Raw genomic sequence first — 23977 nt, forward strand, 5'->3', positions numbered from 1 at the left:
GCACCGCTCAGCAGAGCAGGGCGCGGCTAGCTTTCGTTCAGGATCGCCAGCTTTTCCGCTGCCCTGATCAGGTCCGACAGGGTTCGGACTTCCATTTTCTCCATTACCCTGCGCTTGTGCACCTTTGCTGTAATTTCGCTGATGCCCATCTCCGCGGCGACCTGCTTATTGAGCAGGCCGCGAACCACGTACTGCATTAACTCTTTTTCGCGCGGCGTCAGCGACGCATAGCGCGCGGTAACGGCGCGTTTTTCCTGCGACGCCGCCGCGCTTTTCTCCGACAGCGCCAGCGCTTCCGCCACCACCCTCAGCAATTCATCGGGCATCACGGGCTTGGTGAGAAATTCAAAGGCGCCCGCCTTCATCGCCCTGACGGTAATCGGGATGGTGCCATAACCGGTGAGAAAGATGGTGGGGATGGAAAAGCCGCGCTCCGTCAGGTGCAGCGAAACGTCGAAGCCGTCGAATCCGGGCATATTCAGGTCGACGATCAGGCAACTCGGCGTAAGGTAATCGGTCTGGCTGAGAAACTCAGACGGAGAAAGAAAAGTGGAAACCCGGTACCCTTCGGAGCCGAGCAGATTCTGCAGCGCGCCAATGACCGATTCTTCGTCATCGACGATATAAATTGTTTTATCCATAAATACTCATTCTGACTCTTACGAGTTCTGATTTTGCAGGCGATTTAATATAGCCTGAAATAAAGGCTATTGAAATCATCAATTCTTATGGTTAAAGCCGTTTATTTATCGCCGCGCTTTATTTTCATTTGGTATGGTTAGCATAGTTGTCTATATATCAGCCTGATTAATCCAGCTTGCAGCATGGCTATTGCGGCGCATTTACAGACTTTTCCTGTTGCAGACCCTCTCTCTGCATTTAGCGCATTTATTCTGCCGGTCTGGCGCGGCGCCTCATGGCAATCAGAAACAGCGCGACCAGCGCCAGTACCAGAACGTTTTTAAGATAATTCACAGGCTCTTCCTCCATTACGGCGCGTGGATGCGCGCTGTTTATATTTAAATAATATTCAGTCTCGCTGTAAGATGCGTTGCAACCGATATTACGCCACCTTTCTATGAGTGAACATCATCAGATCCTGTTCAGTTAAATCAAAAAAGTTGAATAAGGGCTAAGCCTGTCAGTCCGGCTTTAATGCCGCTATTTGCCTAATTTTTAGTGTTTTGTCTTGTTTTGGTGATAAAGTGGATTTGTTTCTGTTGCGGATCGCGCTCGCAATGATCCTTTGGTATAACTATCTGTTGGTATAACTATCCCTTTGTATAACTTTCTCTCTCTGGCGCGACCCCGGATACTTATCGCCATATATTGCTCAGGTCAGACGCCTGCCCGAGGTGAGAAACGCGGGTGTTAAAACCAGGCGAAAGCCTTTTATCAATAAACGCAGCCGCGATATTCAGGCTGAGAAGGGCTTCATCTGGCTGCTCACTGTAGGCCACCGGTTGACAGGGTTATTTCTCCAGCGCTGCTCAGGAACAGGTGCAGAAAATAGCCGCAGCCCGTTAGAGGAATAAATGAAAGTAAAATATCTGGCGCTGGCGATACCCGGCGTCTTATTGACCACGCCCCTGTTTGCGGCGGAAATTTATAATAAAGCGGGAAATAAGCTCGACCTCTATGGGCTGGTCTCTGGCCTGCGCTATTTTAGCGATGATAAAAGTCAGGATGGCGATCGGTCTTATATGCGCGTCGGCTTTAAGGGAGAGACGCAAATTTCCGCACTGCTCACGGGCTACGGGCAGTGGCAAAGCCAGTTCAATACCAACCAGGCGGAAAGCGAGAGCGACAGTATGTTTACCCGCCTTGGCTTCGCCGGGATCAAGGCAGGCCGCTACGGCTCCTTCGACTATGGCCGCAGCACCGGCGTGCTCTATGACGCGCTGAGCCAGACCGATATGGAGCCGGAATTCGACGCGCAAACCTATAACAGCGACCAGTTTATGTTTCGTCGCGGCAACAGCCTGGCGACTTACCGCAACAGCGATTTCTTCGGTCTGGTCAAGGATCTCGATTTCGCGCTGCAGTATCAGGGGAAAAACAGCGGCGGCGGCGAGCCCGGCGCCCGCGACGTTTTACGGCAGAACGGCGAAGGCTACGGCATGTCCGTGTCATACGCCTTCGGCGACGGCTTTAACGCGGTGGGCGCCTTTACCGGCTCCGATCGCACCGACGCGCAAAACCGCAGCAGCGGCATCATGGGACGCGGCGATCGGGCCGAGGCTTACTCCGCGTCGCTTAAATATGATGCGCACAATCTTTACCTGGCCGCGATGTATACCCAGGCCTATAACGCCTCTCGTTTCGGCCGCCGTACGGGAACCCGCATTTACGGCTACGCCAACCAGTCAGACATTTTCGAGATGTTCGCTCAGTACACCTTTGACGCCGGCTGGGTGCCTTTCGTCGCCTATAACCAGGCGCGGGCGAAAGATCTGGGGGTTGCGGGCAACGGCAGAAGCTACGGCAGCCAGGATCTGGTGAAGTTTATCGACTTCGGCGGCTCTTACCTGTTCAACCGGAACATGCTGGCCTACGTCGATTACAAACTTAACCTGATCGATAGCAGCGATTTCGCATCATCGGCGGGCGTGTCGACCGACGACATTCTCGCTATGGGCCTTGTGTATCAGTTCTGACGACGCGACCCGCTGTTTCTCAGAACCTGTAAGGAGCTTTATGACACCCTCTCTGACATTCGTCACCCTGACCTGCAGCCTGCGCGCGCATATGCATCTGTGCCAGATCCTGGGCTATTTCGACGCCAGAATCCTGAATAAACCAGAAGCGATCGTTGGCGACGTCAGTGAAAAAGTCACCGACGGGAAGCTGACCGATGAAGCCACCCGCCGTTTTCTTTCGCGTCAGCTCGCGGCTTTTACGGCGTACGCGCAGCAATAAAAAACAGCCGGCTTCAGCTGTTGCTCGCGGGTAACAGCCAGCGGCTCCGGGCGTTCACTCTCTGCATAAGGTCTGACTATGTTACAAACGGCAGCGCTTCATTCTTCAGTGAAACCTCGGGTTTATCGTCAGAGCCTTAGCGGCGTTCTGCCTCGATTTGAGCTTACGGTGAGTCAAAACCGGGTGGTGCTGAACCTGCATATTCCCGCCACGCGTCCGGAGAGAAAAGAGCGCTGGATCGCCGGCGGGGCAGGCGCGCCATTAAGATCGCGCGACCGCGCGGTGTTTGCCGTCATTCAGGAGATGATTGCGTGGATTGAAAGCCATCTGGAAGAGGCGCTCTCGGTAAAACGCATATGCAGCAAGAGCGGCTATTCGATCTGGCATTTTCAACGAAAATTTGCCCAGCTCACCGGCCTGAATATCTATACCTACGTCCGCGTGCGCCGCGTCGTCAACGCCAGCTGGGCGCTGATGCATAGCAGCCGGCCGATTCTGGATATCGCCGTTGAAAATGGCTTCAACTGTCAGGCCTCATTTACCCGCACCGTCAGGAATCTCACCGGCTATACGCCGGGGAGAATACGGCGGGAGTGTGTTCAGGATGAAGAGCAGTGGCTGCGGGTGATGAAAACGTTAATTACGCCTTTAGCGGCATGTGCCTGATTAGCCTCCTGGCGATGAGTGGGGGCGGGTTTTCGCTTACCTGAAGCTCCACTGCACGCTGATAACGAACACCGAGGGAAAGATAATGCCGCTTTCAACGCCGAAGTAATCCGTGAAGTTGTACTGAACCGCATGGTAGATATAGGGCGCAAAGCCGACGCCGGTAGCGTTCTTAAAGGAGTGGTAAACGCCTTCGTCCCCGCAGTGGCTAAAGGCGTCCGCGAAAAACTCGCCGGTATAGCCATAAACGCCTTTAAACGCCCATCCCTGTTCTGCGACCCAGTCTCTGCGCACCCCCAGCGCGATGCAGCGATGCCCGTAGCTGTTTTTCAGCGTGCCGGCCAGCAGGCTGTAGGGGGAGTCTTCAGAGAAGCGCCTTTCAGCGGAAAAAAACTGGTTGTTGAACTTTTCGGTATAGAGGCCATGGTTGCCGATAATATGGTAGACGAAAGAGCCGGTATTAATGGAGTAGAGGTTGATTTCGCTGGCGCTTACCGCCGCGGGCATGGCTGCGGCCAGCAGCCATAACAGACATAACAATCGGGCAGACACGGTTGCCACCTCGCTAAAAATAGTTTGTAAAAGTATAGACGGATGCGACCCGCCGCTCTACTGCCCGTCAGGCCGGCTACGTTTTACGCCCGCAGGCTTAAACCTCCGCTTAACGGGCGGCTTGCCGCACGATCAGCCGTAAAAAAAACCTGTCAGCCAGCGCATAAAAACCCTGGCAAACAGGTTGTCGCTAAAGCAGGCGCGTGGCGCGCCAGCCGCTCGAAATCAGCGCGGCGCGCGCTTTACGGTTTATCCTCAAGGATCACCGCGACGCGCTGGCCGGCACGCACCGCCGATCCGGGCTGCACGCTGATTTGCTGGATAACGCCGTCGCAGGGCGCGGTGAGCGGGATTTCCATCTTCATCGACTCCAGGATCATTATCACCTCGCCCGCGCGGATTCTGCTACCCGCTTGCGTCTCAATTTGCCAGAGGTTGCCGGCTATCGTGCTGTCCACGCCCTGTTCTCCGGCCTTCAGCGGCCGTTCGTCCGTCTCCTCCGGCTGGCTCTCCTGACTGTCAAAATGCGCCTGGCCGCTGGCGATCCAGCGCTCGCGCTCTGCGTTAAAGGCGCGCTGCTGATGGTCGCGAAACGCGGCGATGCTCTCCGCTTCGCGCTCCAGGAACTGTTGATAGTCGGCCAGGCGCAGCGTCCCGTGCTCAATGCGCAGCGGATAGCGGCCCAGCGGGAAATCGCGGCGGATGTGCAGCAGCTCCTCCGCGGAGACCGGGTAAAAACGCAGCTGGTCGAAAAAGCGCAGCAGCCAGGGGTTGCCGTCGAAGTCGGCGACCTCGCGATAGCGGTTCCACATCTGCAGGGTGCGGCCCACGAACTGATAGCCGCCAGGGCCCTCCATGCCGTACACGCAAAGATAGGCGCCGCCAATGCCCACTGAGTTTTCCGCGGTCCAGGTGCGCGCCGGGTTGTATTTGGTGGTCACCAGACGATGGCGCGGATCGAGCGGCGTCGCTACCGGCGCGCCCAGATAGACATCGCCCAGCCCCATCACCAGATAGCTGGCCTCGAAGACCGTGTTCCACACCGCCTGTTCATCGGGCAGGTCGTTGATGCGCCGGATAAACTCCAGGTTGCTGGGACACCAGGGCGCATCTCGCCGCACCGTGGTCATATATTTATCAATCGCCTTGCGGCAGGCGGGATCGTCCCACGAAATCGGCAGATGCACGGTGCGCGTCGGCACCTGCAGATCGTCGCTGTCGCAGACGGCCAGCCAGCGGGTTCGCACCTGCTCAAGCAGCGTCGTCAGCGGCAGGCGTTCAGGCTGGAAGTGCAGCTGTAAAGAGCGAATGCCGGGCGTCAGATCGATAATGCCGTCAAGGGCGGCACGCTCAAGCGCCTGCATCAGGGCGTGAATGCGAAAGCGGAGCACTAAATCCAGCTCGGCGTCGCCTGCTTCCAGCAGCAGATGGGTATCGCCGGAGAGACGCGCGATCAGGCGCTTATCCTGCTCGCCGCAGCTCATCACGATGGGGGAGATCAGCGGGGCCGGCTGCCAGGCGATTTCCGCCGCCGTCAGCGTCGCGCACGCCTCACGCCGCGCCTGCGCCAGCTGACGTGCCGTCGCCAGGTCGACCGCGACGAAGCGGACTTTATCCCCGGCTTTTAACTGGCCGAGATGCCAGAGATCCGCCTCAATCACCGTGACCGGACAGACAAAGCCGCCCAGGCTGGGGCCGTCTGGCCCCAGGATCACCGGCATATCGCCGGTAAAATCGACGGCGCCGACGGCGTAGGGGTTGTCGTGAATATTTGAGGGATGCAGGCCCGCTTCGCCGCCGCTCTCCCGCGCCCAGACCGGCTTCGGGCCGATCAGACGGATCCCGGTACGGCTGGAGTTGAAGTGAACTTCCCAGTCGGTGGCAAAAAAGGTCTCGATGTACGCGTCGGTGAAAAACTCCGGCGCGCCGTGCGGGCCATAGATGACGCGCAGCGTGCGCCGCGCGCTCAGATCGGTGTGCAGCGCCGCAGGCAGGGCGGCGCCGGCGCGCTCAAGGCTTTCCTGTTCCGCAAGATGGAGCACATCGCCGCTGCGCAGCGCGCGCCCGGCGTGACCGCCGAACTGGCCCAGGGTAAAGGTGCTTTTACTGCCGAGATAGTCGGGCACCTGGATGCCGCCGCGCAGGCACAGGTAGCTTCTGACGCCCGCGCCGCAGATATCGCCTGTTTTAAGCGTGGAGCCGCCGGGAATGGCGAAAACGGTGTTCATCGGCACGGCTTCGCCATCCAGCGTCGCGCTCAGGGGCGCGCCGCTGAGCGCCGCCAGCGCGGCGGTATTAAACTTCAGCACCGGGCCGCTCAGCGTGATCTCCAGTGCCGCGTCGCTCTCTGCATTGCCCAGCAGCCGGTTGCCGAGCCGCAGCGCCCGATCGTCCATCGGCCCGGAAGGCGGGACGCCCACCGCCCAGTAGCCGAGCCGCCCCGGATAATCCTGCACGCTGGTCTGGGTGCCGGCCGCCAGCACCTCAACGGTGGCGGCGCGATAATGCAGCTGCTCCAGACAGCGCGTCCAGGGCCTGGCCTCGCTGAAAGGGGCGAACGCCAGGATCTGCTGCAGGTAGTGGCGGTTGGTTTCAACGCCGTACAGGCGGGTCGACGCCAGCGCCGCCGACAGCGCGGCGATGGCGGCTTCGCGGTCCGGGCGCCAGGCGATGATCTTCGCCAGCATCGGATCGAAAAAGGGCGGGACTTCGCAGCCCGCTTCGACCCAGCGGTCGATGCGCAGCGCTTCGCCGTCGGCGGCGGGGAAGACCGCTTCCGTCAGCAGGCCCGGCGACGGCTGAAACTGACGGCCTGGATCTTCCGCATAGATACGCGCCTGAATGGCGTGTCCGCGCGGTTCCAGCCCGGCGATCAAGCTGCGCAGCGGCGGCAGCTCGCCGGCCGCGAGCGCTACCATCCAGCGCACCAGGTCGACGCCCCAGACCTGCTCCGTCACCCCATGCTCAACCTGTAAGCGGGTATTCACTTCCAGAAAGTAGAAGCGCTCGGCCGCGCTGTCATAGACAAACTCGACCGTTCCGGCGCTGCGGTAGCTGACCGCCTGGCCCAACGCCACGGCTGCCGCGCACAGCGCTTCGGCCATGCCGTCGGGCAGCCCTGGCGCAGGCGTCTCTTCGATCACCTTCTGATTGCGGCGCTGTATCGAGCAGTCGCGCACCCCCAGCGAGATAACCTCGCCGCGGCCGTCGCCAAAGATCTGCACTTCGAGGTGGCGGGCGCGGGCGATAAATTTCTCAAGGAAAACGCCCGCGTCGCTGAAGTTGTTTTGCCCCAGCCGCTGCACGGCGTCGAAGGCTTCCGCCAGCGCCTGCGCGTTCTCGCAGACGCGCATGCCGATCCCGCCGCCGCCGGCGGTGCTTTTCAGCATCACCGGATAGCCGATGGTTTCGGCCGCCAGGCACGCTTCCTGGCTGTCGGCCAAGAGCCCGGTGCCTTCCAGCATCGGCACGCCGTGCGCTTTCGCCAGCGCGCGGGCGGTGTGCTTCAGGCCGAAGGTGCGCAGCTGCTCCGGGGTCGGCCCGACAAAGGCGATGCCTGCCGCCTCGCAGGCCTCCGCGAACGCCGCGTTTTCCGATAAAAAGCCGTAGCCGGGATGAATGGCCGTGGCGCCGCTGCGCTGCGCTGCGGCGATAATCTTCTCTGTTACCAGGTAGGTTTGCGCCGCCGGGCCTTCGCCGAGGCTAAGCGCCTCATCCGCCTCGCGGATATGCAGGCTGCTGAGATCGGCTTCTGAATAGACGGCGACGCTCTGAACCTGCATCGCGCGCAGGGTGCGCAGAATACGACAGGCGATGGCGCCGCGATTGGCAATAAGCAGTTTGGTGAACATGAAATGCACTCGCATTTTGGCGGGTCGTCCCGCAAAAATTCGTTGCGCCTGAGGTCGTCCTCAGGGCCGATCTGCCGCGCAAGCGGGGCGGCTTAATTCCACACCAGCACTTCTGCCGGCGTCGGGTTCCAGCCGTTGCAGGGGTTATTCAGCTGCGGACAGTTGGAAATCAACACGATCAGGTCGCAGTGCGCGCGCAGCTCGACATACTTGCCCGCCGCCGAAATGCCGTCTGCAAACGTCAGTCCGCCTTCCGGCGTGACCGGCACGTTCATAAAGAAGTTAACGTTGGCGCCGATATCGCGCTTCTGCAGGCGGCCGTCGTGCAGGCAGGCGCACAGGAAGTTATCGCGGCAGCTGTGCATATCGCGCTTCTCCGCGTCGTAGCGCACCATATTGCTCTCCTGCGCGCAGGCGCCGCCCAGCGTATCGTGACGACCGCAGGTGTCCGCCACGATGGTGAGCAGGGGATTGCCGAAGCTGGAGTAGAGCACGCTGCCGGTGGTGAGGTAGGCGTTGCCCTGACGACGCAGGGTGCGCTGCGGATCGTAACGCTCGCGCGGCTCCCTGGCGTGGTAGAACAGGGTGTCGATCGCCTGGTTGCCTTCCAGATCGAGCAGGCGCAGCGTTTGTCCCGCGTTGATCTCAAACAGGAAGGGTTCGCCGGCCGGAATGACGTGGCGAAACACGGCGTCCGCCGGTTTCAGGCTGCTGGTAACGAGATTCATGGCTGGCTCCTTTTAGTGTGCGAACAGCGCGGTATAGGTCAGCGCCCGCTGATTTTCCGGGCGGGTATGCAGGGCCTGAAGCGCCGCCTGCTCGCTCTCTGCCTGATACCAGCTCAGCTGCACCGGGCGCGGCGCATAAACCGGGCTGGAATCGAGCGGATGCGGCAGCGCGGTTAACACGATCAGCACGTCCATCGGCGCGTACAGCTCGACGAAGCTGCCCGGCGCGGCATGCGCGGGGCAGAAAGAGAAGCGGCCGTCCGCGTCCACCGTGACCTTGCTGAAAAAGTTAACCACCATCAGCAGGTCTTCCTGGCGCAGGTCCCATTTGCCCATCTCAACCAGCAGATTGTCGGTGCCGTTGCGGTACATTTCGTTGCGCCGCTCCTGATAGCGGCCGACGCCATATTTCTCCCGCGTCTCCTGGGCATTCAGCACGCCGCCGAACGGGTCGTGCCAGCCGCAGCTGTCGGCCACAATGCCGGCCAGCACGCGTCCCATATCGGAGTAGAAGCAGTGGCCGGCCGTCAGGCGCGCGGTGTGCTGTCCCTTCAGGGTGTCGGGCAGATTGAGCCTTTCGCTTTTTTCATGGGGGTTGAGCATCATCACGCTGACGTTGCCGCCGCCCTCGATATCGGTCATCCGCAAGATTTGCCCGCGGCGTAAAATAAAGGATCGCTGTCCGCCGCCCGGCACGCGATCTTCGCGCAGAGAAGAGGCGGTATGAAAAAGTTGCGTCATGGTCTAACTCCTTAGTGCGTAAACGTTGCTGTCGCGGCTGGCGGCGCGCATCTGCGACAGCCGCGTTTCATTGAGGGGAATGTCATAGGTAATACGCGCGCCGTACGCATTGGGCGCCTGGGGATCGTGGCGCACCTTATCGAACACCAGCAGCCGGGTGCCGAGGTTGAAGCCCTCCGCCAGATCGTGCGTCACCATAAACACCGTCATCCGGGTTTCGTGCCACAGCTGCAGCAGCAGGGCGTGCATCTCCTTACGAATGCCGGGATCGAGGGCGCCGAAAGGTTCATCCAGCAGCAGAACGCGCGGCTGCATCATAAAGGCCTGCGCCAGCGCCAGGCGCTGCTGCATGCCGCCGGAGAGCTGGGCCGGATACTTATCCAGCGCCTGGCTCAAACCGACGCGCTCGAGCATCTGCGCGGCCTGTTCGCGCGCCGCTCGCTTTCTGCCACCAAAGAGCCGGCCAAACACCGGCGAGGCGGGCAGTTCGAGGCCGATGGCCACGTTATCCAGCACCTTCAGGTGCGGAAAAACCGAGTAGCGCTGAAAGACCACGCCGCGATGGCGATCCGGTTCGGCAGTGAGCGGCGCGCCGTCCAGCGTAATTTCGCCGCGCGTCGGGCGCTCCTGACCCAACAGCAGGCGCAGGAAAGTCGACTTGCCGCAGCCGGACGCGCCGACCATGGAACAGAACTCACCGGCGTTGACCTGCAGATTGATGCGCTCCAGCACGGTATGGTCGCCATACTCCTGCCAGATATTTTTGATGTTGATAAAGCTCATGCCCGGCCTCCTTCCGCCCAGGGAAAGCAGGCTTTATGCAGCTGACGCAGCGCAAGATCCATCAGCCACGCCAGCAGCGTGATCCAGATGACATAGGGGAGAATGACATCCATCGCCATATAGCGACGCACCAGAAAGATGCGGTAGCCCAGCCCGGCGGTGGCGGAGATCGCCTCCGCCGAGATAAGAAACAGCCACGCCGATCCGAGCAGCAGACGCAGCGAGGTGAGAAGGCGCGACAACAGCTGCGGCAGCACTACGCGCAGCACCAGCGTCCAGCTGCTGGCCCCGAGCGTTTGCGCCTTGATAAACAGCTCCGCCGGGATCTCCCGCGCGCGCTGCTCAAGGTCGCGCGCCAGCATCGGCGTGATGCCGATGACGATCAGCATCACCTTCGACAGCTCATCGAGGCCGAAAACGATAAACAACATCGGCAACATCGCCAGCGGCGGGATCATCGAGATCACGGTCATCAGCGGCGACAGCGAGGCGCGAAGCAGGGGAAAGACGCCTGCCATCACGCCGATGGTCAGCCCCAGCAGCGCTGAGATGCCCAGTCCTGTCAGCAGACGGATCAGGCTGTAGACCGTATCCGTCCACAGCAGGTAGTCGCCGCTGCGTTTATCCGGCGTGAAGGCCATCCGCTGGACGGCATCCAGCATCTGCCCCAGGCCGGGCAACAGTTTGTCGTGCGGATTGGCTTCCAGCCTGACGGCGGAACCCATAAACCACGCGGCGGCAATCAACACGAAAGGCAGCAGCATCAGCATGATCTGCATGCCCTGGCGTGGATGACGGTTAATGTGTCGCATGCGTCTCTCCCTCGCCGGCCGTTAGCGTTCGCCCGCGGCCGCCATCTGCAAAAAGCGGTCGTCAAAGCGCAGTTTGATGTTGCTGCTGTCGCCCTGGGTAACGTTGCCGGGAAAGCGGATGCCGATGGCGTCAGCGCTCTGCGCGCCTTGCCCCAGCAAGCCTTTGTCAAAAGAGAACTGCGCCACGCGCTGCATTATTTTCGGCAGATCGGCGGAGGCGACGAACTGCAGGGTCTCGGCCGGCGTCCAGAACAGATGGGTGGTTTTAAGCTGAGCGCGGTAGCCTGCCAGATCGGTGCCGGCATCTGAGGCCATAGCGCTCAGCGCGGCCTCATCGCCCGCCTGCATTTTGCCCATCATCTCAAACCAGGCGCCGGTGAGCGCTTTGCCCAGCGCGGGATTGTCCGCCAGGGTTTGCGTATTGACGACCATCATGTCGATCAGTTCGCCCGGCACCTGAGAGGAGCTAAAGACTTCGCTGGTCTGCGGCGTGCTTTTGATCGCGGAGAGCTGCGGGTTCCAGGCCACCGCCGCGCGCACGCTGTCCGTGCCGAAGGCGGAGACAATATCGGCGTCCGAGGTGTTGACGACGCGGACGTCCTTCTCCTGCAGGCCCGCTTTTTCCAGCCCGCGAACCAGCAGGTAGTGAGAAACGGAAAGCTCTGGCAGGTAGACATCCATGCCCTTGAGGTCGGCCAGCGTCTTGCCGGCGCCCTTCAGCACGATGCCGTCATTGCCATCCGAGTAGCTGCCGGTAATCAGCGCCGTGGAGTCAACCCCGCCCGCCGCCGGAATGGTCAGCGCATCCATATTGGTCATGGTGCAGCCGTCAAACTGACCGGCGGTGTACTGATTGATGGATTCGATATAGTCGTTGAGCTGGACGATGTTGATTTTGATGCCGTATTTACTGGCCCATTTATCGATAATCTTTTCGTTACTGATGGCGCCCCAGGGCATCCAGCCGGCATAGATGGTCCAGCAGACGGTGAACTCTTTTTTTACCGCGGCGAAAGAGGGGAAGGTGGTCAGCAGCGCCAGCGACAGCGCGAGCGAACGGAGCAACGGAAATCTTTTCATCATTGACCTCTGGTGGAGACAAAAAAAGCAGGGGCAGCGCGACACCAAAAGGTGCTGCTGTCTCCCGGGCTTTTTTCCCGCCGTGTAACCTCGCAGAGGTCGCCAGCTCTCGGACCAGACATTCACTCAGGTGAACCGGAACCCTAGCCAGCTATTGTTGCAAACTCAGATTGTCTGTCGCGCTGCCTGACTGACAGAGTCAAGCAAGTTGTGTGCCAGAAAAAAATATTTATTTCTATCAATAGCTTGAAAATGGCGGCGAAGGCAAAAAGCCATGGCGGGGAGTGATTTCAGGGCAATGCACCAGAAAAGCGCGCCGCCTGAAGCGCAGCGATCTCATGGGTGAGCTTTTACGATCCACTTCAAAAATATCAGTAAATCCTCTGGCTGAAAGGCAAATATCAGTTGCCTGTTGAACAGGCTTCTCGAATGATGGGTAGAACGTTCTACCACTTATAACAGCACCTAAAACCTGTCATCCAGGGTCTTAAATCGGGGAAAGCAGCATGAGTCTGTTCTCAGGATTGATAAAGTCGTTATCCAAACTATCGATGATTGGCCGCGCGCTGATGCTGCCCATCTCGCTGTTGCCAGCCGCTGGCCTGCTGCTGGCGTTCGGCGACAAATTCCATCTGCCGTTGATGATGAACGCCGGCGGCGTTATCTTCGATAACCTGCCGATGCTGTTCGCCATCGGCTCCGCCGTCGGGCTGGCGTCTGAGTCAGGCATTGCGGCGCTCTCCGCCGCCGTCTCGGTTTTTATTACCAATATCACTATCGGCACGGTGATGGGCATTACCCCGGAGATGGCGTCGCAGGGAGGGAAATATGCGATGGTGGTCGGCATTCCCACGCTGCAGATGGGGGTGTTTGGCGGTCTGCTCTGCGGCATCCTGGCCGCCTGGTGCTATAACCGCTTTCACACGCTGCAGCTGCCTGAGTTCCTCGGCTTCTTTTCGGGCAAGCGCTTCGTCGCCATCGCCACGGCCTGCCTCTCCTTTCTGATGGGGCTGCTGCTGCCCTATATCTGGCAGCATATCCAGTCGGGCATCGATGCGCTTTCGGTGGTGGTGAACGGCGATAATCAGGCGGCCTCCACCTTTATTTTCGGGTTGGTGGAGCGCGCGTTAATTCCGCTCGGGCTGCATCATATCTGGTATCCCTCTTTCTGGTACTCGTTCGGTGACTACACTACGCACGCCGGCCAGGTGATCCACGGCGATCAGACGATCTGGTTTAAGATGCTGGAAGAGGGGGTTAAATCCTTTAGCAGCGACTCCTATCAGAACGCCGGCAAGTTCATGCAGGGCGAGTTTCCGCTGATGCTTTTTGCCCTGCCTGCCGCCTGCCTGGCGATGTATCACGAAGCGCAAACGGCCAATAAAAAAATCGCCGCCGGCATCCTCTTTTCCGCCGCGCTCACCTGCTTTCTGACGGGGATAACCGAACCGGTTGAGTTTACCTTTATCTTTGTCGCGCCGATCCTCTACGTGTTTAACGCCATCATGGCGGGCCTGGCCTACATGATGATGTATCTGATGCATGCGCATATCGCGAAATCCTTTTCCGCCGGTTTTATCGACTACCTCTCCTTCGGCATTCTGCCCTCGTTCAACGGCTATCAGACTAACTTCCTCAACGCCGTGATCATCGGCGTGCCAATGGGGCTGATTTATTATTTCACCTTCCGCTATGTTATCCGGCGCTTTGATATCAAAACGCCAGGCCGCACCCTTGTGACGGCGAATATCAACGATAAATCGGACAACGACATTGCCACCGAAATTATCGGCTTGCTTGGCGGGGCGCAAAATATCAATACTGTCGGATCCTGCATCACCCGTTTGCGGCTTGAGGTGGTGAAAAGCGAGCTGGTCGATAAAGATGGCCTGAACGGCGTCGGCGCGCGCGGGGTGGTGTTTGTCGGCGATACGGGCATTCAGGTGATATTCGGCGCCCGCGCGCAGTTTATCGCGCAGACGATGTCGACCATGATGGCTAAATAGCAGGCAGCGGCTCTCTCCGGCTTCGGCGGGAGAGGGCGCTGGAATAATGGATCGGATTGTTATCAGGAGCAGGTTTGAAAAAAGTCAGCATCATCGATGTGGCCAGAGAGGCTGGCGTATCGGTCTCTACCGTTTCGCTGGTTTTGCGGCAGAAAGGCAAGATTTCCGATGCGACTATCGAGAAGGTTCAGGCCGCTATCCAGCGGCTGGGTTACGTGCATAACGTCGCCGCCGCCAACCTGCGCGCCAGCACCTCTAATCTGATCGGGCTGATCCTCTGCGACTTCAGCGACAGCTATACCGTTAAGGTGATGGCGAGCGTGGTAAAGGAACTTGAAAGAAAGGGCTTTATGCTCTTTCTCGGGCAGCCGCACGATGACGAGGCGAGCCTGGAACGCTGCCTGCTTTCGTTTAAACAGCAGGGCGTTGCGGGCATTATCTACCTGACGTCCGACACCGTGAATCCCACCGTGCCGGAGCGGCTGCAGCGCTGCCCCTTGCCGTTTGTGGTGGTCTCGCAGACGCTGATCAGCGAAACGTGCAACCTGGTGATGCGCGACAATCGCCAGGCTGCGGCGCTGGCGACGCGCTATCTGCTGGATCGCGGCCATCGTAATATCGGTTATATCGGCGGCGAGGCGGATTCGCTGCTGCGGACACAGCGGCTACAGGGGTTGCGAGCCAGCCTGCTGCAAAACGGCATTGTGCACAAGGACGAGTTCGCGCCTGCCTGCAGCGATGATACCTCTGCGGCGAGCCTGGCGACGCGCCAGCTGCTGGAAAAAAACAACACCATCACCGCGTTGCTCTGTCATTCGTCGACGGCGCTGATTGGCGCCATCAGCGGTATCCATCAGGTCGGACGCACGCTGGGCAAGGATCTGTTTCTGACGCAGCAGGTGGCGCTGATGGGCTTTGAAGATATGCTGCAGGTCAATCTTACCTCTCCCTCCTTAACCTACGTCTCATCCGCGAGTGAGGAAACCGGACGGCAGGCGGCAGAGCTGATTATCAGCAGCGTCAGGGATCCTGACTTGCCCAGGCAGCGTATCTTGCTGAGCGGCGAACTGGTGGTGCGGGAGTCGGCATGATCGGGCTCCGCTTGTTTTTCTCGCTGTTACCGGCAGCCTGAGCGGCTTCCCCGCCGCCGCAAAAAAAAATCTCACTCCTCGGGAATAAAGCTGTTGCTGGTTCGTCTTATGCGCTCTTTGCAAACAGGCGATCCTATCCTATGACGAACTCTCCACTTTCCACCGGCCAGAAAGTCGCGCGCCTCGCGCTGGTCGGCGCGGTTCCGCTGGCGCTGATTATCGTGTTTTTATGGGCCGGCGGCTGGCTGACGCCGCAGCGGCTTTCCGCCGATAAGCTGGTAACGACGCTACAGCAGTCTGGCGGCGAGCATCCGGGATATCGCCGCAACCACGCCAAAGGGGTGTGCGTCATCGGCAAGTTTACGGCAAACGGCAACGCCAGCGCCTTTTCGCGCGCGCCGCTGTTCGCGCAGGGCGCAACGACGCCGGTAACGGGGCGTTTCGCCATCGCCGGCGGCAACCCCAATGCGCCCGATTATGCCGTTCCGGTGCGCAGTATGGCGCTGCTGTTTCAGCAGGCGGACGGGCAGCAGTGGCGTACCGGCATGAACGCGATTCCGTTCTTCCCGGTTGCCACTGTGCAGGGCTTCTACGATCAGCAGGTCGCTTCGCGGCCCGATCCGGCCACCGGCAAACCCGATCCGGCCAAAATGAAAGCTTTTGTGCTTCAGCACCCGGAAATCAAACCTTTTCTCGCCTGGATAAAAGGATACGTGCCCTCATCCAGCTGGAGCAGCGACAGCTTTAATAGCCTGAATGCGTTCCGTTTTATCGACAAAGCCAACGCTGAGCATCTGGTGCGCTGGAGCATGGTGGCGCAAACGCCCCGTCAGCCTGAGACAGCGGAAGAGAAAACCGACAAAGATTTCCTGCAAAAGGATCTTGCGCAGCGCCTGGCGAACGGGCCGCTGAAATGGGATCTGATGGTGACCCTGGCGGGCGCGGGCGATACAGGTAACGACGCGTCGAAAGTCTGGCCCGCCGATCGCCGGACCATTAATGCCGGGACGCTGGTGGTGACCCGCACGCTGCCTCAGCAGCAGGGCCCGTGCAACGATATCAACTACGATCCGCTGATTTTACCCGATGGCATCGCCGCCTCCGACGATCCCTTACTGAATGCGCGCTCGGCAGCCTATGCCAAATCCTACAACCAGCGCACCCGCGAACAGTCTGAACAGGCAGGTCACCCATTATGAAACAGGTAGCTTATTTCCATCCCGCGCTGCGTCTGGTGCACTGGTTAATGGCGCTGGCGATAATGACTATGTTATTTATCGGCGTAGCGATGGTGTCGACCGTCTCCTCGCTGCACGGCCTGCTGGTGGCGATTCACAAACCGCTGGGCCTGATGATATTTGTGCTGGTGGTGGTTCGGCTGTGGCTGCGTTTTTATACCGCCATTCCGCCGCTGCCCGGCTCGATTCCCGCCTGGCAGCGCACCCTGGCGCACCTGTCGCACTGGGCGCTGTATGCGATGATGCTGGCGCAGCCGCTGATTGGCTGGGCGATGCTTTCGGCGGCGGGCTATCCGGTGACTCTCGGCGGCGGATGGGTATTGCCGGCCATCGTGCCGGTGAATAACGACTGGTACGCGCTGTTGCGTCCGCTGCATTCCATCGTCGCGCTGTTGCTGTTCCTGACTATTATGGCGCATCTGGCGGCGGCATTGCTGCATGCGCTGGTGCTGCGCGACGGCGTGTTTAACAGTATGGCGGGAACCCGCAAACGCTGAGGAAAGCCTGTGTCACAGCTGACCGATGAAGAGATCCGGGACGTGATGCCGCATCTGCAACGCTTCGCGCTGTGGCTGACTCGCAACCCGCATAGCGCTGATGATTTAGTGCAAAGCTGTTTAATCAAGGCATTGACGCGAACGCCGCAGAGTCGGGATGAGCAGAGCCTGCGCGCCTGGCTGTTCGCCATTCTTTATCGACAGTTTATCGACGGCGAGCGGCGGCGGAAGCGCTATCGAACCCTTCTCGCCTTTTTTACCGGCGAGGAGGCGCTAAGTAGCTCGACCGAGTCGATGGCGATTGCAGACGATACGCTGGCGCTGTTCGCGACGTTGCCGACCGATTATCGCGTCATACTGCTGCTGGTGAGCGTGGAGGGGCTGAGCTATAAAGAGGCGGCCGAGACGCTGGATATCCCGCTGGGAACGGTGATGTCGCGTCTCTCCCGGGCGCGCAAACTGCTGCATGATAAATTAGAAGGTAAGGTTAAGCCGTTACCGCTGAGGAGACTGAAATGAAACCCGATGAAGAGGAGCTGCACGCCTGGATAGATGGCGAAACCGACGACGCCACCGCGCGGCGCGTCGAGCGTTATCTGGCGGAGGATCCTCAGGCTGCCGGCCGCGTGGCGGAGATACGCTATGAGATGCAGCTTTTGCGACAGGCGATGCACCAGCAACAGCAGACGCTGGAAACCCCGGAGCCGCACGCTTTTCGCCGCCGCGCGCGGCAGCAGCGGCAGCGAAAACTGGCGCTTGCCTGCGTATTGGTTTTATCCCTTAGCGTCGGCGGCTTTACCGGCTGGCAGCTGAAAGATTCGCAGATGGCGGGTCATCTGCCGATGGAAGATGCGGTGCAGGCCTATAAGCTGTTCGGCAATGCGACGCTGACGCCGATGGACGTGGTCGCCAGCCAGCAAAACGAGCTGGCGAGCTGGGTCGGGCGCTATTTTATTAACGGCAATCTGCCGCCTAATCTGGAGCAGTATGGCTTTAAACCGCTCGGCGCACGCCTGATCGCCACCGCGCAGGGCCCGGCGGCGCTGGTGATCTATCAGGATCCGCACGGCACCCGCGTCGCCTGGTATATCCGACCGCTCAGTCCGGTTAAGCTGCCGCACGGCGAGCGGAAAGCGGAGGATGTGATGGCGCAGTACTGGAGCGATGAACATTACAATTATGCGCTGGTCACGCCGCTTGATGCAGCGGCGACCGGCGACATGCGCAAAGCGGTGGCGCAGGTGACGGGGTAAGGTTCGCGATCCGTTTCATCGACGGTAAGATTGATTATTATAAAGAGTTGCAATTACCGCGTTGCTTAATCGCGGAGATTCGCTTTTTTCGCGAAAGGGGGTATTCCAGAAGCAGGCTATAACTCGTATCAAAAGGCAGACCCTGACTCTATGGCGGAGCGCGAGAATTTCGCCAACCAGTATCGCATACTGGATGTCGTACAGTTTAAAAGTACTAACAATGTGAGGTTTATATGGTTATGCCTCGTTAAAAATTTATATAAAATATTAAAAAAATTTCACGACATAAAGGACGAGCTGCGGGTGCCGGCGGCAGTCTCCACCCGTAAACAGAGAAAAAAAAGCGCTGAAGTTAAATATGCCTCCTTGGCCATGTATGGCCTTTTTATCGCCTGTGCCGGTGACATCGACGGGGTTGATGAAAACATCAATGATGTGAATTAAGTTATTCCTGGCTGCATCAAGTACCAGGTACGCCATTTCTCAGCCTTCAGTTTCATATAAGCACTCACCTCTGAATTTTAGGTACCAAGTTCATTGCCTGTCTGCGACCAGCCTTCGTAATAAGTGACAGGAAAAGCAAGGATGTCTGTATTCGAATGAACCAGTTTCGTAAGAAACTCAGAAACGGCCCGCACACGGGGGGTATGAGACAAATCAGAGTGGGTAACCAGCCATAGCGGATAGTCGATATCAGAGGGGATATCAAGACAAACTAAGCCACGGCGATTAGCCACAAAATGAGGGAGCAAGGCAATGCCCGCACCGGCATCCACTGCTGCGACATGAGAGGCCAGGGAAGATGTTTCCAGAATGAGAGGCTTACCATCTAGTTTTTCCTTAAGCCATTTTGCCGTTGGCAGATGTGATTGTTGTTTTGTCCAGCCGATAAAGCGCCCCTGTGTATAAAGTTCTTCCTGTGAAGCGAATTTATTGTTATCGATAAACTCTTTACTGCCATAAAGTCCAAATCCCATCACCCCTAGCCTTCTGACGGTGACATTGCCCCGCTCTGGTTTCACCAGTCGTAATGCAATATCAGCGTCAACTTGATGAATGTTAACGATTTTACTGTCGGTAACTATTTCCAGGTTCAGATATGCATGACTCTCTTGCAACTGATATAGCGCAGGTAAAATAAGTTCATTGGCCAGCATATCTGTGGTTGCAAGGCGTACAGAACCAGCAATTTCTTTTGGTTCGGTAGCTCGGGATAAAAGGCTTACCACAGATGCTTCAATCATTTCTGCCTGAGGCAAGAGAGCTTTACCCTCGGCAGTTAATTTATAACCCGACTGATGGTGAACAAAAAGTCGCTGCCCAAGTGATTTCTCAAGTCGCTCAACCCTACGACCCACTGTCGCTATACCCAATCCAAGAGCCTTTGCAGCATTTCCTAAAGTGCCTGAATGAGCAACGGCCAGAAACATATGAATATCATCCCAGATAAGCTTCCTGGAGATTGTATTTTTCACAAATGAAAATTCACTTTTCATATTTAACTATTTTCATGCCATCAAGTGTGTATCTATTATACATGCCTGGAACGACAAGTGTAGCGAAGATAATATTGCGGCATATTATGCTTTTTGATTGCCTGAATAAAAGGCAATTAATTGTTGCTTGCAATCACTGGCAAATACTTACTCTTAATATGATAAGGTGGATAATATAAATGACTTTAAAAAGAAACGTTTTGGTAACAGGCGGTGGTGGTGGAATAGGCGCTGCTATTGTGAAGAGTTTGCTAAAAGAAGGTCATAAGGTTGCATATTCAGCTTCAAAATTCAATGCGACTCGATGCTCCTTTATGGTATCAGAATAATGAGGATTAAAATAGAATGAAAGTCTCTCCGAAAACTGCGGCATTATTATCATTACTGGCAACTTTTTTTTGGGGGTCCAATTTTCAGGCTACCAGAGTGGCAATATCTTCTATACAACCATGGTCAGCATCAGCTGAACGTTTTCTTATAGCGGTGATGGCAATTTTCATTTATATGTTTTTTAAAAAATTAGTGACATATAATTCCCTAAAAAAGAATATCGTGGCATTTATCTTTCTCGGCGCTATTGGTGTAGCAGGGTTTAACGGCGCGCTTTTTGTTGGCTTACAGACATCCAGTCCAGTTACAGCGGTATTGATTATGGCCACAACACCGATTTCAGCCAATTTACTTGAGGCAATAATCAATAAAAGCCACAATTAATAAGAGTTTTAGGCATGGTGGTAAGCTTATTTGGGGTATCAATGGTGATATCAAATGGAGAAATACTAACAGGAGGGACATTAAATTTTTCTTATGGAGATATTATTATCTTTGTCGGTAGTCTCGGCTGGTCTGTATATACTGTTGGAACCAGAGCAATGGTATCGGAATCGACTCCACTGGAAACTACTGCCTGGACAATGTTGTTCGGTGCATTGCTCCTTACAGCAATAGCCTTTAGCTGTGAGCAACCTTTCAGTTCGCTCACTGAAGCAACAATAGCGAGTCATCTGGCAGAGTTGTATATGGGAATTGCAGGCTCTGTTCTCGCCTATTTATTCTGGGTAATTGGTGTTTCTATTCGGGGGCCTGGCAAAACATCAGTGTTCTTCAATTTTGTTCCACTGTTTGCCATTCTGGTACAGATGTTTTCAGGGACGGTACCTGGTAGCATTCAGATAATTGGTTCAGTTATCACCATTTGTGGTGTGCTACTTGGACAAGGTCAATTATCAGGGTTATTAAAAAAGCCGTATTTGGCGTAGTGTTTTCAAAATCAATCGATTCAGAGGCATTGCTGCATTGTGCATCGGTGGAGGAGAAGGTGTAGCACTTGCAGTTACTAGAAACTACTGAAAAAAGCCACTCACTGACCCTCTGGAAGTTAACATTTCGGAGGGTTGTATGCTTTAGCAATACCAGAATAATAAAAAACAAACAAAGATCTGGCTGGCGCTTTCTCAGCGCGACGAAGAGTCGCGCTGCGCAGGAGCGCGAGGCTGGTTTTATTGCTCAGGTTGAATGAAGGATTTATTCGCATAATGCTATTTATGTTAAATGAGATGCGCGATCGTCCCTTCAAACCCCTTTCCGGCTACTCATCCCTCTTCTCTCATGAAACTGATCTCAGATTAACTCAGTTATGAGCAAACTCCGGCACGGCATATACAAATCTGGCGCGGAAATCAGCCTGACTGTCAGGTATACGAAAATCGTATACGGTGGGATTGCGCTTTTAAACAAGAAATTCAAAAACATTATTATTTCATTTATATCAATAATATACACATTCAATTAGCCACCCAACATTCAGCCAAAAAAGCGCACATCAGCCTGTCCTGGAGATTTATCACGTTGACACAGGTCAGATCGTATACGAAATTGCGGTGAACTTATCCCGTCAGGATTTCACCATGAAAAGCGTAATTACCTACCCTGGAATAGATGCTGCCGACCGCCCAATGGGCCCGGCTCCGCTTTCCCCGGCGGTGCTGCATGAACCCATGCTGTTTATCTCCGGTCAGGTGGCGATTGATCCCTGGAGCGGCGAGATTACCGGCAGCGATATCGCCAGCCAGACGCGCCAGGTTTTAAAGAACGTCGGCGCGCTGCTGAGCGAAGCGCAGATGAGCTTCGATAATGTGGTGCGCGTGACGATTTACCTCACCGATCTCAGCACCTTCAGCGAGATGAACGCCGCCTACGGCGAATTCTTCCAGTTTCCCTTCCCGGCGCGCGCTACGGTCGGCATTCAGCTTAACCATCCCGACCTGCTGGTCGAGATGGAAGTCACGGCGATGCGCTAATGCATATTCATATCGAAAATGACGCCAGCGCCCCGCGTGCTTTGCATCTGTCACGGGAAAAGCTGCAACAGCGTCTGGACGCAGAGCCAAAACTGCGTAGCCATTTCACGCTGACGGAAAACAGCGATCCAGCACAAACTGCGGTTTTCCTTGCTCACTGCGATCTATTGTGGAGCGGCCGCAAGCTGGCGCTCGATGCCTTCAGCACGCCGCGTCTCAGCTGGGTACAGGTGATGTCGGCCGGCGTTGAGCAGTGGCTGGCGTACTGGCCGCAGGGCGTGACCTTGACCAACGCATCCGGCGTCCACGGCGCGAAGGGCGCGGAGTTCATCCTGATGGCCGCGCTGATGTTCAACTTTGGTATTCCGGGCTTTATACAGGATCAGGCTCAGCGCCTGTGGCGCCCAGCGTTCGGTGGCTGCGCGCGCGGCAAAACTGTGCTGATGCTCGGTGTAGGCGGCATTGGTGCTGCCGCCGCCAACCTGCTGACCGCGCAGGGCTACCGAGTGATCGGCGTTACGCGCAGCGGCCAGTGTGAGGCCGATGTCGCGCGCTGCATCCGCACGGATGCTATCGACGAGGTGCTGCCGCAGGTGGACATGCTGGTATCAACACTGCCGCTGACGCCGCAGACGGACATGCTGTTCGATCGCCGCCGCCTCGATCTATTACCGGCCCGAGCGGGCGTCGTGATTGTCGGACGAGCCGGCGTATTTGATTACACGGCGCTACGCGAAAAACTGTGCGCCGGGGAGCTGGCGGGCGCGGTGCTGGATGTCTATCCGCAGGAGCCGCTGCCCGTTGAGGATCCGCTGTGGCACACGCCCGGCGTGGTAATGACGCCGCACTGCAGCCTCGACGATCACAGCGCCTACCTGGAGGGATGCCTGGAGGTGTTTATCGACAATCTGGTGCGTTACCGCAGTGGCGAGCCGCTGCGCAACCAGGTTGATGTCGCAAAAGGGTACTGACGTAACAGCAGCAAAAAAAACCGTAAGACGTTCATAAAACACAAGGTCATCGCTTACACATTCACCCGCACCAGGAGAGCCTTATTATGAAATTTGCCCGCATCGCCCTGTTCATCTCTGGCATCACCGGCACGCTGCTGGCGGGCCTTTCCAGCGCCCACGCCGCCAGCACCGATCCCATTACGCCTACAGCCAGCGACTTTGCGGCGATGGCGCAGTGCAAGGCGCTGCAAACCAAATATCCCTCGCTGAAAGGCAAGGATCTGGTGGTGGGCCTTGGCGGCTACACCAAAGGTTTTGAAGCCCCGTCAGAGAAAGACCCGAGCATTATTGAAGGTCTGGATCCCTCGCTGTTTGAGCGCATCAGCAGCTGTCTGGGAGCAAAACACAGCTATCAGACCGGTTCGTTCAACGTCCTGCTGACCTCGATTGCCAGCGGTCGCGCGGATATCGGCCCAATGCTGTATGTCACCGATGAGCGTCTGAAACAGATCGCGTTTGTGGCCTCTATGCAGGTGCAGGACGGCTCTATCCTGGCAAAAGGCAATCCTAAAAACATCAGCAGCGTAGACGACCTGTGCGGCAAAACGGTGGCCGCCGCGGCGGGCTCCTATGAAGCCAACAAGCTGGTGCCGGAGCAAAGCGCTAAATGCGCCTCCGCGGGCAAGCCGGAAGTCAGCATGCTGATGGTACAGAACACGGATAACAGTATCCAGGCAGTGAAAAGCGGTCGTGCGGACATTTACCTGACCGAAGCGGGATCCGCCATCGCCATCGCCAAAGCCGATAAAACGCTGCAAAGCGGCTTCACCGTCGACCTGCCCATCATGGTCGGCTTCCCGATCGCCAAAGACAACGCCACGCTGCGCAGCGCGGTGCTGGATGCCATGAAGGTGATTCAGGCGAGCGGCGTACAGAAGAAATTGCTGGATTACTGGGGTCAGGGCAGCGCGGCTGAACGTCCGGTGGTTGAACGCGGCTAATGCATAAACT

25 protein-coding genes and 1 riboswitch are annotated in these 23977 nt (G+C 57.3%); of the genes, 16 read left to right on the forward strand and 9 right to left on the reverse strand.

Annotation, left to right across the window (positions count from 1 at the left end; translation table 11 throughout):
- Window positions 1–26: 26 nt before the first annotated feature.
- Window positions 27–641, reverse strand: a complete 615-nt coding sequence (locus AC6I7Z_RS22285) for a response regulator transcription factor (protein ID WP_497815987.1) — start codon at window positions 639–641, stop codon at window positions 27–29.
- Window positions 642–1535: 894 nt separating this feature from the next.
- Between AC6I7Z_RS22285 and AC6I7Z_RS22290 the strand changes: the two genes are divergently transcribed.
- From AC6I7Z_RS22290 to AC6I7Z_RS22300, 3 genes are all read left to right on the forward strand, one after another.
- Window positions 1536–2657 (forward strand): porin, encoded by a 1122-nt coding sequence (locus AC6I7Z_RS22290; protein WP_497815988.1) that lies wholly within the window; start codon window positions 1536–1538, stop codon window positions 2655–2657.
- 40 nt (window positions 2658–2697) lie between these two features.
- On the forward strand, window positions 2698–2919 hold the full coding sequence (locus AC6I7Z_RS22295) for a hypothetical protein (protein ID WP_497815989.1): 222 nt from the start codon (window positions 2698–2700) through the stop codon (window positions 2917–2919).
- 168 nt (window positions 2920–3087) lie between these two features.
- Window positions 3088–3585: a helix-turn-helix domain-containing protein gene (locus AC6I7Z_RS22300; RefSeq protein ID WP_497815990.1), complete on the forward strand. Its 498-nt coding sequence runs from the start codon at window positions 3088–3090 to the stop codon at window positions 3583–3585.
- 36 nt (window positions 3586–3621) lie between these two features.
- Here AC6I7Z_RS22300 and AC6I7Z_RS22305 read toward each other — a convergent pair whose 3' ends face one another.
- From AC6I7Z_RS22305 to AC6I7Z_RS22335, 7 genes are all read right to left on the reverse strand, one after another.
- Window positions 3622–4092 carry a hypothetical protein gene (locus AC6I7Z_RS22305; RefSeq protein ID WP_312058422.1) on the reverse strand — a complete coding sequence of 157 codons (471 nt, stop codon included), beginning with the start codon at window positions 4090–4092 and terminating at the stop codon, window positions 3622–3624.
- 287 nt (window positions 4093–4379) lie between these two features.
- Window positions 4380–7988, reverse strand: coding sequence for an urea carboxylase (gene uca, locus AC6I7Z_RS22310; protein WP_497815991.1), 3609 nt, complete (start codon window positions 7986–7988; stop codon window positions 4380–4382).
- Window positions 7989–8080: 92 nt separating this feature from the next.
- Entirely contained in the window at window positions 8081–8716 is a 636-nt protein-coding gene (locus AC6I7Z_RS22315) for an urea amidolyase associated protein UAAP2 (RefSeq protein WP_497815992.1), read from the reverse strand.
- A 12-nt stretch (window positions 8717–8728) separates the two neighbouring features.
- Window positions 8729–9457, reverse strand: coding sequence for an urea amidolyase associated protein UAAP1 (locus tag AC6I7Z_RS22320; RefSeq protein ID WP_497815993.1), 729 nt, complete (start codon window positions 9455–9457; stop codon window positions 8729–8731).
- Between the two features lie 3 nt (window positions 9458–9460).
- Window positions 9461–10240, reverse strand: coding sequence for an ABC transporter ATP-binding protein (locus AC6I7Z_RS22325; protein ID WP_497815994.1), 780 nt, complete (start codon window positions 10238–10240; stop codon window positions 9461–9463).
- Window positions 10237–11052 carry an ABC transporter permease gene (locus tag AC6I7Z_RS22330; RefSeq protein ID WP_312058624.1) on the reverse strand — a complete coding sequence of 272 codons (816 nt, stop codon included), beginning with the start codon at window positions 11050–11052 and terminating at the stop codon, window positions 10237–10239. The genes AC6I7Z_RS22325 and AC6I7Z_RS22330 overlap by 4 nt, the downstream gene beginning before the upstream one ends.
- Before the next feature lie 21 nt (window positions 11053–11073).
- Window positions 11074–12132, reverse strand: a complete 1059-nt coding sequence (locus AC6I7Z_RS22335) for a putative urea ABC transporter substrate-binding protein (protein ID WP_497816084.1) — start codon at window positions 12130–12132, stop codon at window positions 11074–11076.
- A 59-nt stretch (window positions 12133–12191) separates the two neighbouring features.
- A riboswitch (guanidine-I (ykkC/yxkD leader) is annotated at window positions 12192–12290 on the reverse strand.
- A gap of 348 nt (window positions 12291–12638) precedes the next feature.
- Here AC6I7Z_RS22335 and AC6I7Z_RS22340 point away from each other — a divergent pair.
- From AC6I7Z_RS22340 to AC6I7Z_RS22370, 7 genes are all read left to right on the forward strand, one after another.
- The gene (locus tag AC6I7Z_RS22340) at window positions 12639–14138 is read left to right on the forward strand and encodes a PTS transporter subunit EIIC (RefSeq protein WP_497815995.1); all 1500 of its coding nucleotides are present in this window, start codon (window positions 12639–12641) and stop codon (window positions 14136–14138) included.
- Between the two features lie 74 nt (window positions 14139–14212).
- A complete protein-coding gene (locus tag AC6I7Z_RS22345) occupies window positions 14213–15229 on the forward strand; it encodes a substrate-binding domain-containing protein (protein WP_497815996.1) in 1017 nt (338 codons plus the stop codon).
- A 140-nt stretch (window positions 15230–15369) separates the two neighbouring features.
- Window positions 15370–16428, forward strand: coding sequence for a catalase family peroxidase (locus tag AC6I7Z_RS22350; protein ID WP_497815997.1), 1059 nt, complete (start codon window positions 15370–15372; stop codon window positions 16426–16428).
- Window positions 16425–16964, forward strand: a complete 540-nt coding sequence (locus tag AC6I7Z_RS22355; RefSeq protein ID WP_497815998.1) for a cytochrome b — start codon at window positions 16425–16427, stop codon at window positions 16962–16964. Before AC6I7Z_RS22350 ends, AC6I7Z_RS22355 begins: the two co-directional genes overlap by 4 nt.
- A 45-nt stretch (window positions 16965–17009) precedes the next feature.
- On the forward strand, window positions 17010–17483 hold the full coding sequence (locus AC6I7Z_RS22360) for an RNA polymerase sigma factor (RefSeq protein ID WP_497816085.1): 474 nt from the start codon (window positions 17010–17012) through the stop codon (window positions 17481–17483).
- Entirely contained in the window at window positions 17480–18217 is a 738-nt protein-coding gene (locus tag AC6I7Z_RS22365) for an anti-sigma factor family protein (RefSeq protein ID WP_497815999.1), read from the forward strand. The genes AC6I7Z_RS22360 and AC6I7Z_RS22365 overlap by 4 nt, the downstream gene beginning before the upstream one ends.
- A 150-nt stretch (window positions 18218–18367) precedes the next feature.
- The gene (locus AC6I7Z_RS22370) at window positions 18368–18661 is read left to right on the forward strand and encodes a hypothetical protein (RefSeq protein ID WP_497816000.1); all 294 of its coding nucleotides are present in this window, start codon (window positions 18368–18370) and stop codon (window positions 18659–18661) included.
- Between the two features lie 77 nt (window positions 18662–18738).
- Here AC6I7Z_RS22370 and AC6I7Z_RS22375 read toward each other — a convergent pair whose 3' ends face one another.
- A complete protein-coding gene (locus AC6I7Z_RS22375; RefSeq protein WP_497816001.1) occupies window positions 18739–19713 on the reverse strand; it encodes a LysR family transcriptional regulator in 975 nt (324 codons plus the stop codon).
- A gap of 179 nt (window positions 19714–19892) precedes the next feature.
- On the opposite strand from AC6I7Z_RS22375, the gene AC6I7Z_RS22380 reads away from it, so the two are divergent.
- From AC6I7Z_RS22380 to AC6I7Z_RS22405, 6 genes are all read left to right on the forward strand, one after another.
- Window positions 19893–20042 carry an SDR family NAD(P)-dependent oxidoreductase gene (locus tag AC6I7Z_RS22380; protein WP_497816002.1) on the forward strand — a complete coding sequence of 50 codons (150 nt, stop codon included), beginning with the start codon at window positions 19893–19895 and terminating at the stop codon, window positions 20040–20042.
- Between the two features lie 16 nt (window positions 20043–20058).
- Window positions 20059–20427, forward strand: coding sequence for an EamA family transporter (locus AC6I7Z_RS22385; RefSeq protein WP_497816003.1), 369 nt, complete (start codon window positions 20059–20061; stop codon window positions 20425–20427).
- A 14-nt stretch (window positions 20428–20441) separates the two neighbouring features.
- Window positions 20442–20972 carry a DMT family transporter gene (locus AC6I7Z_RS22390; protein WP_497816004.1) on the forward strand — a complete coding sequence of 177 codons (531 nt, stop codon included), beginning with the start codon at window positions 20442–20444 and terminating at the stop codon, window positions 20970–20972.
- A 648-nt stretch (window positions 20973–21620) separates the two neighbouring features.
- Window positions 21621–22013, forward strand: a complete 393-nt coding sequence (locus AC6I7Z_RS22395; protein WP_497816005.1) for a RidA family protein — start codon at window positions 21621–21623, stop codon at window positions 22011–22013.
- Window positions 22013–22984 carry a D-2-hydroxyacid dehydrogenase gene (locus tag AC6I7Z_RS22400; RefSeq protein WP_497816006.1) on the forward strand — a complete coding sequence of 324 codons (972 nt, stop codon included), beginning with the start codon at window positions 22013–22015 and terminating at the stop codon, window positions 22982–22984. Before AC6I7Z_RS22395 ends, AC6I7Z_RS22400 begins: the two co-directional genes overlap by 1 nt.
- 86 nt (window positions 22985–23070) lie before the next feature.
- Entirely contained in the window at window positions 23071–23967 is an 897-nt protein-coding gene (locus AC6I7Z_RS22405) for a transporter substrate-binding domain-containing protein (RefSeq protein ID WP_497816007.1), read from the forward strand.
- Window positions 23968–23977: the final 10 nt, after the last annotated feature.

The organism is Pantoea sp. X-Soil-MYKO-1289, assembly GCF_059730625.1.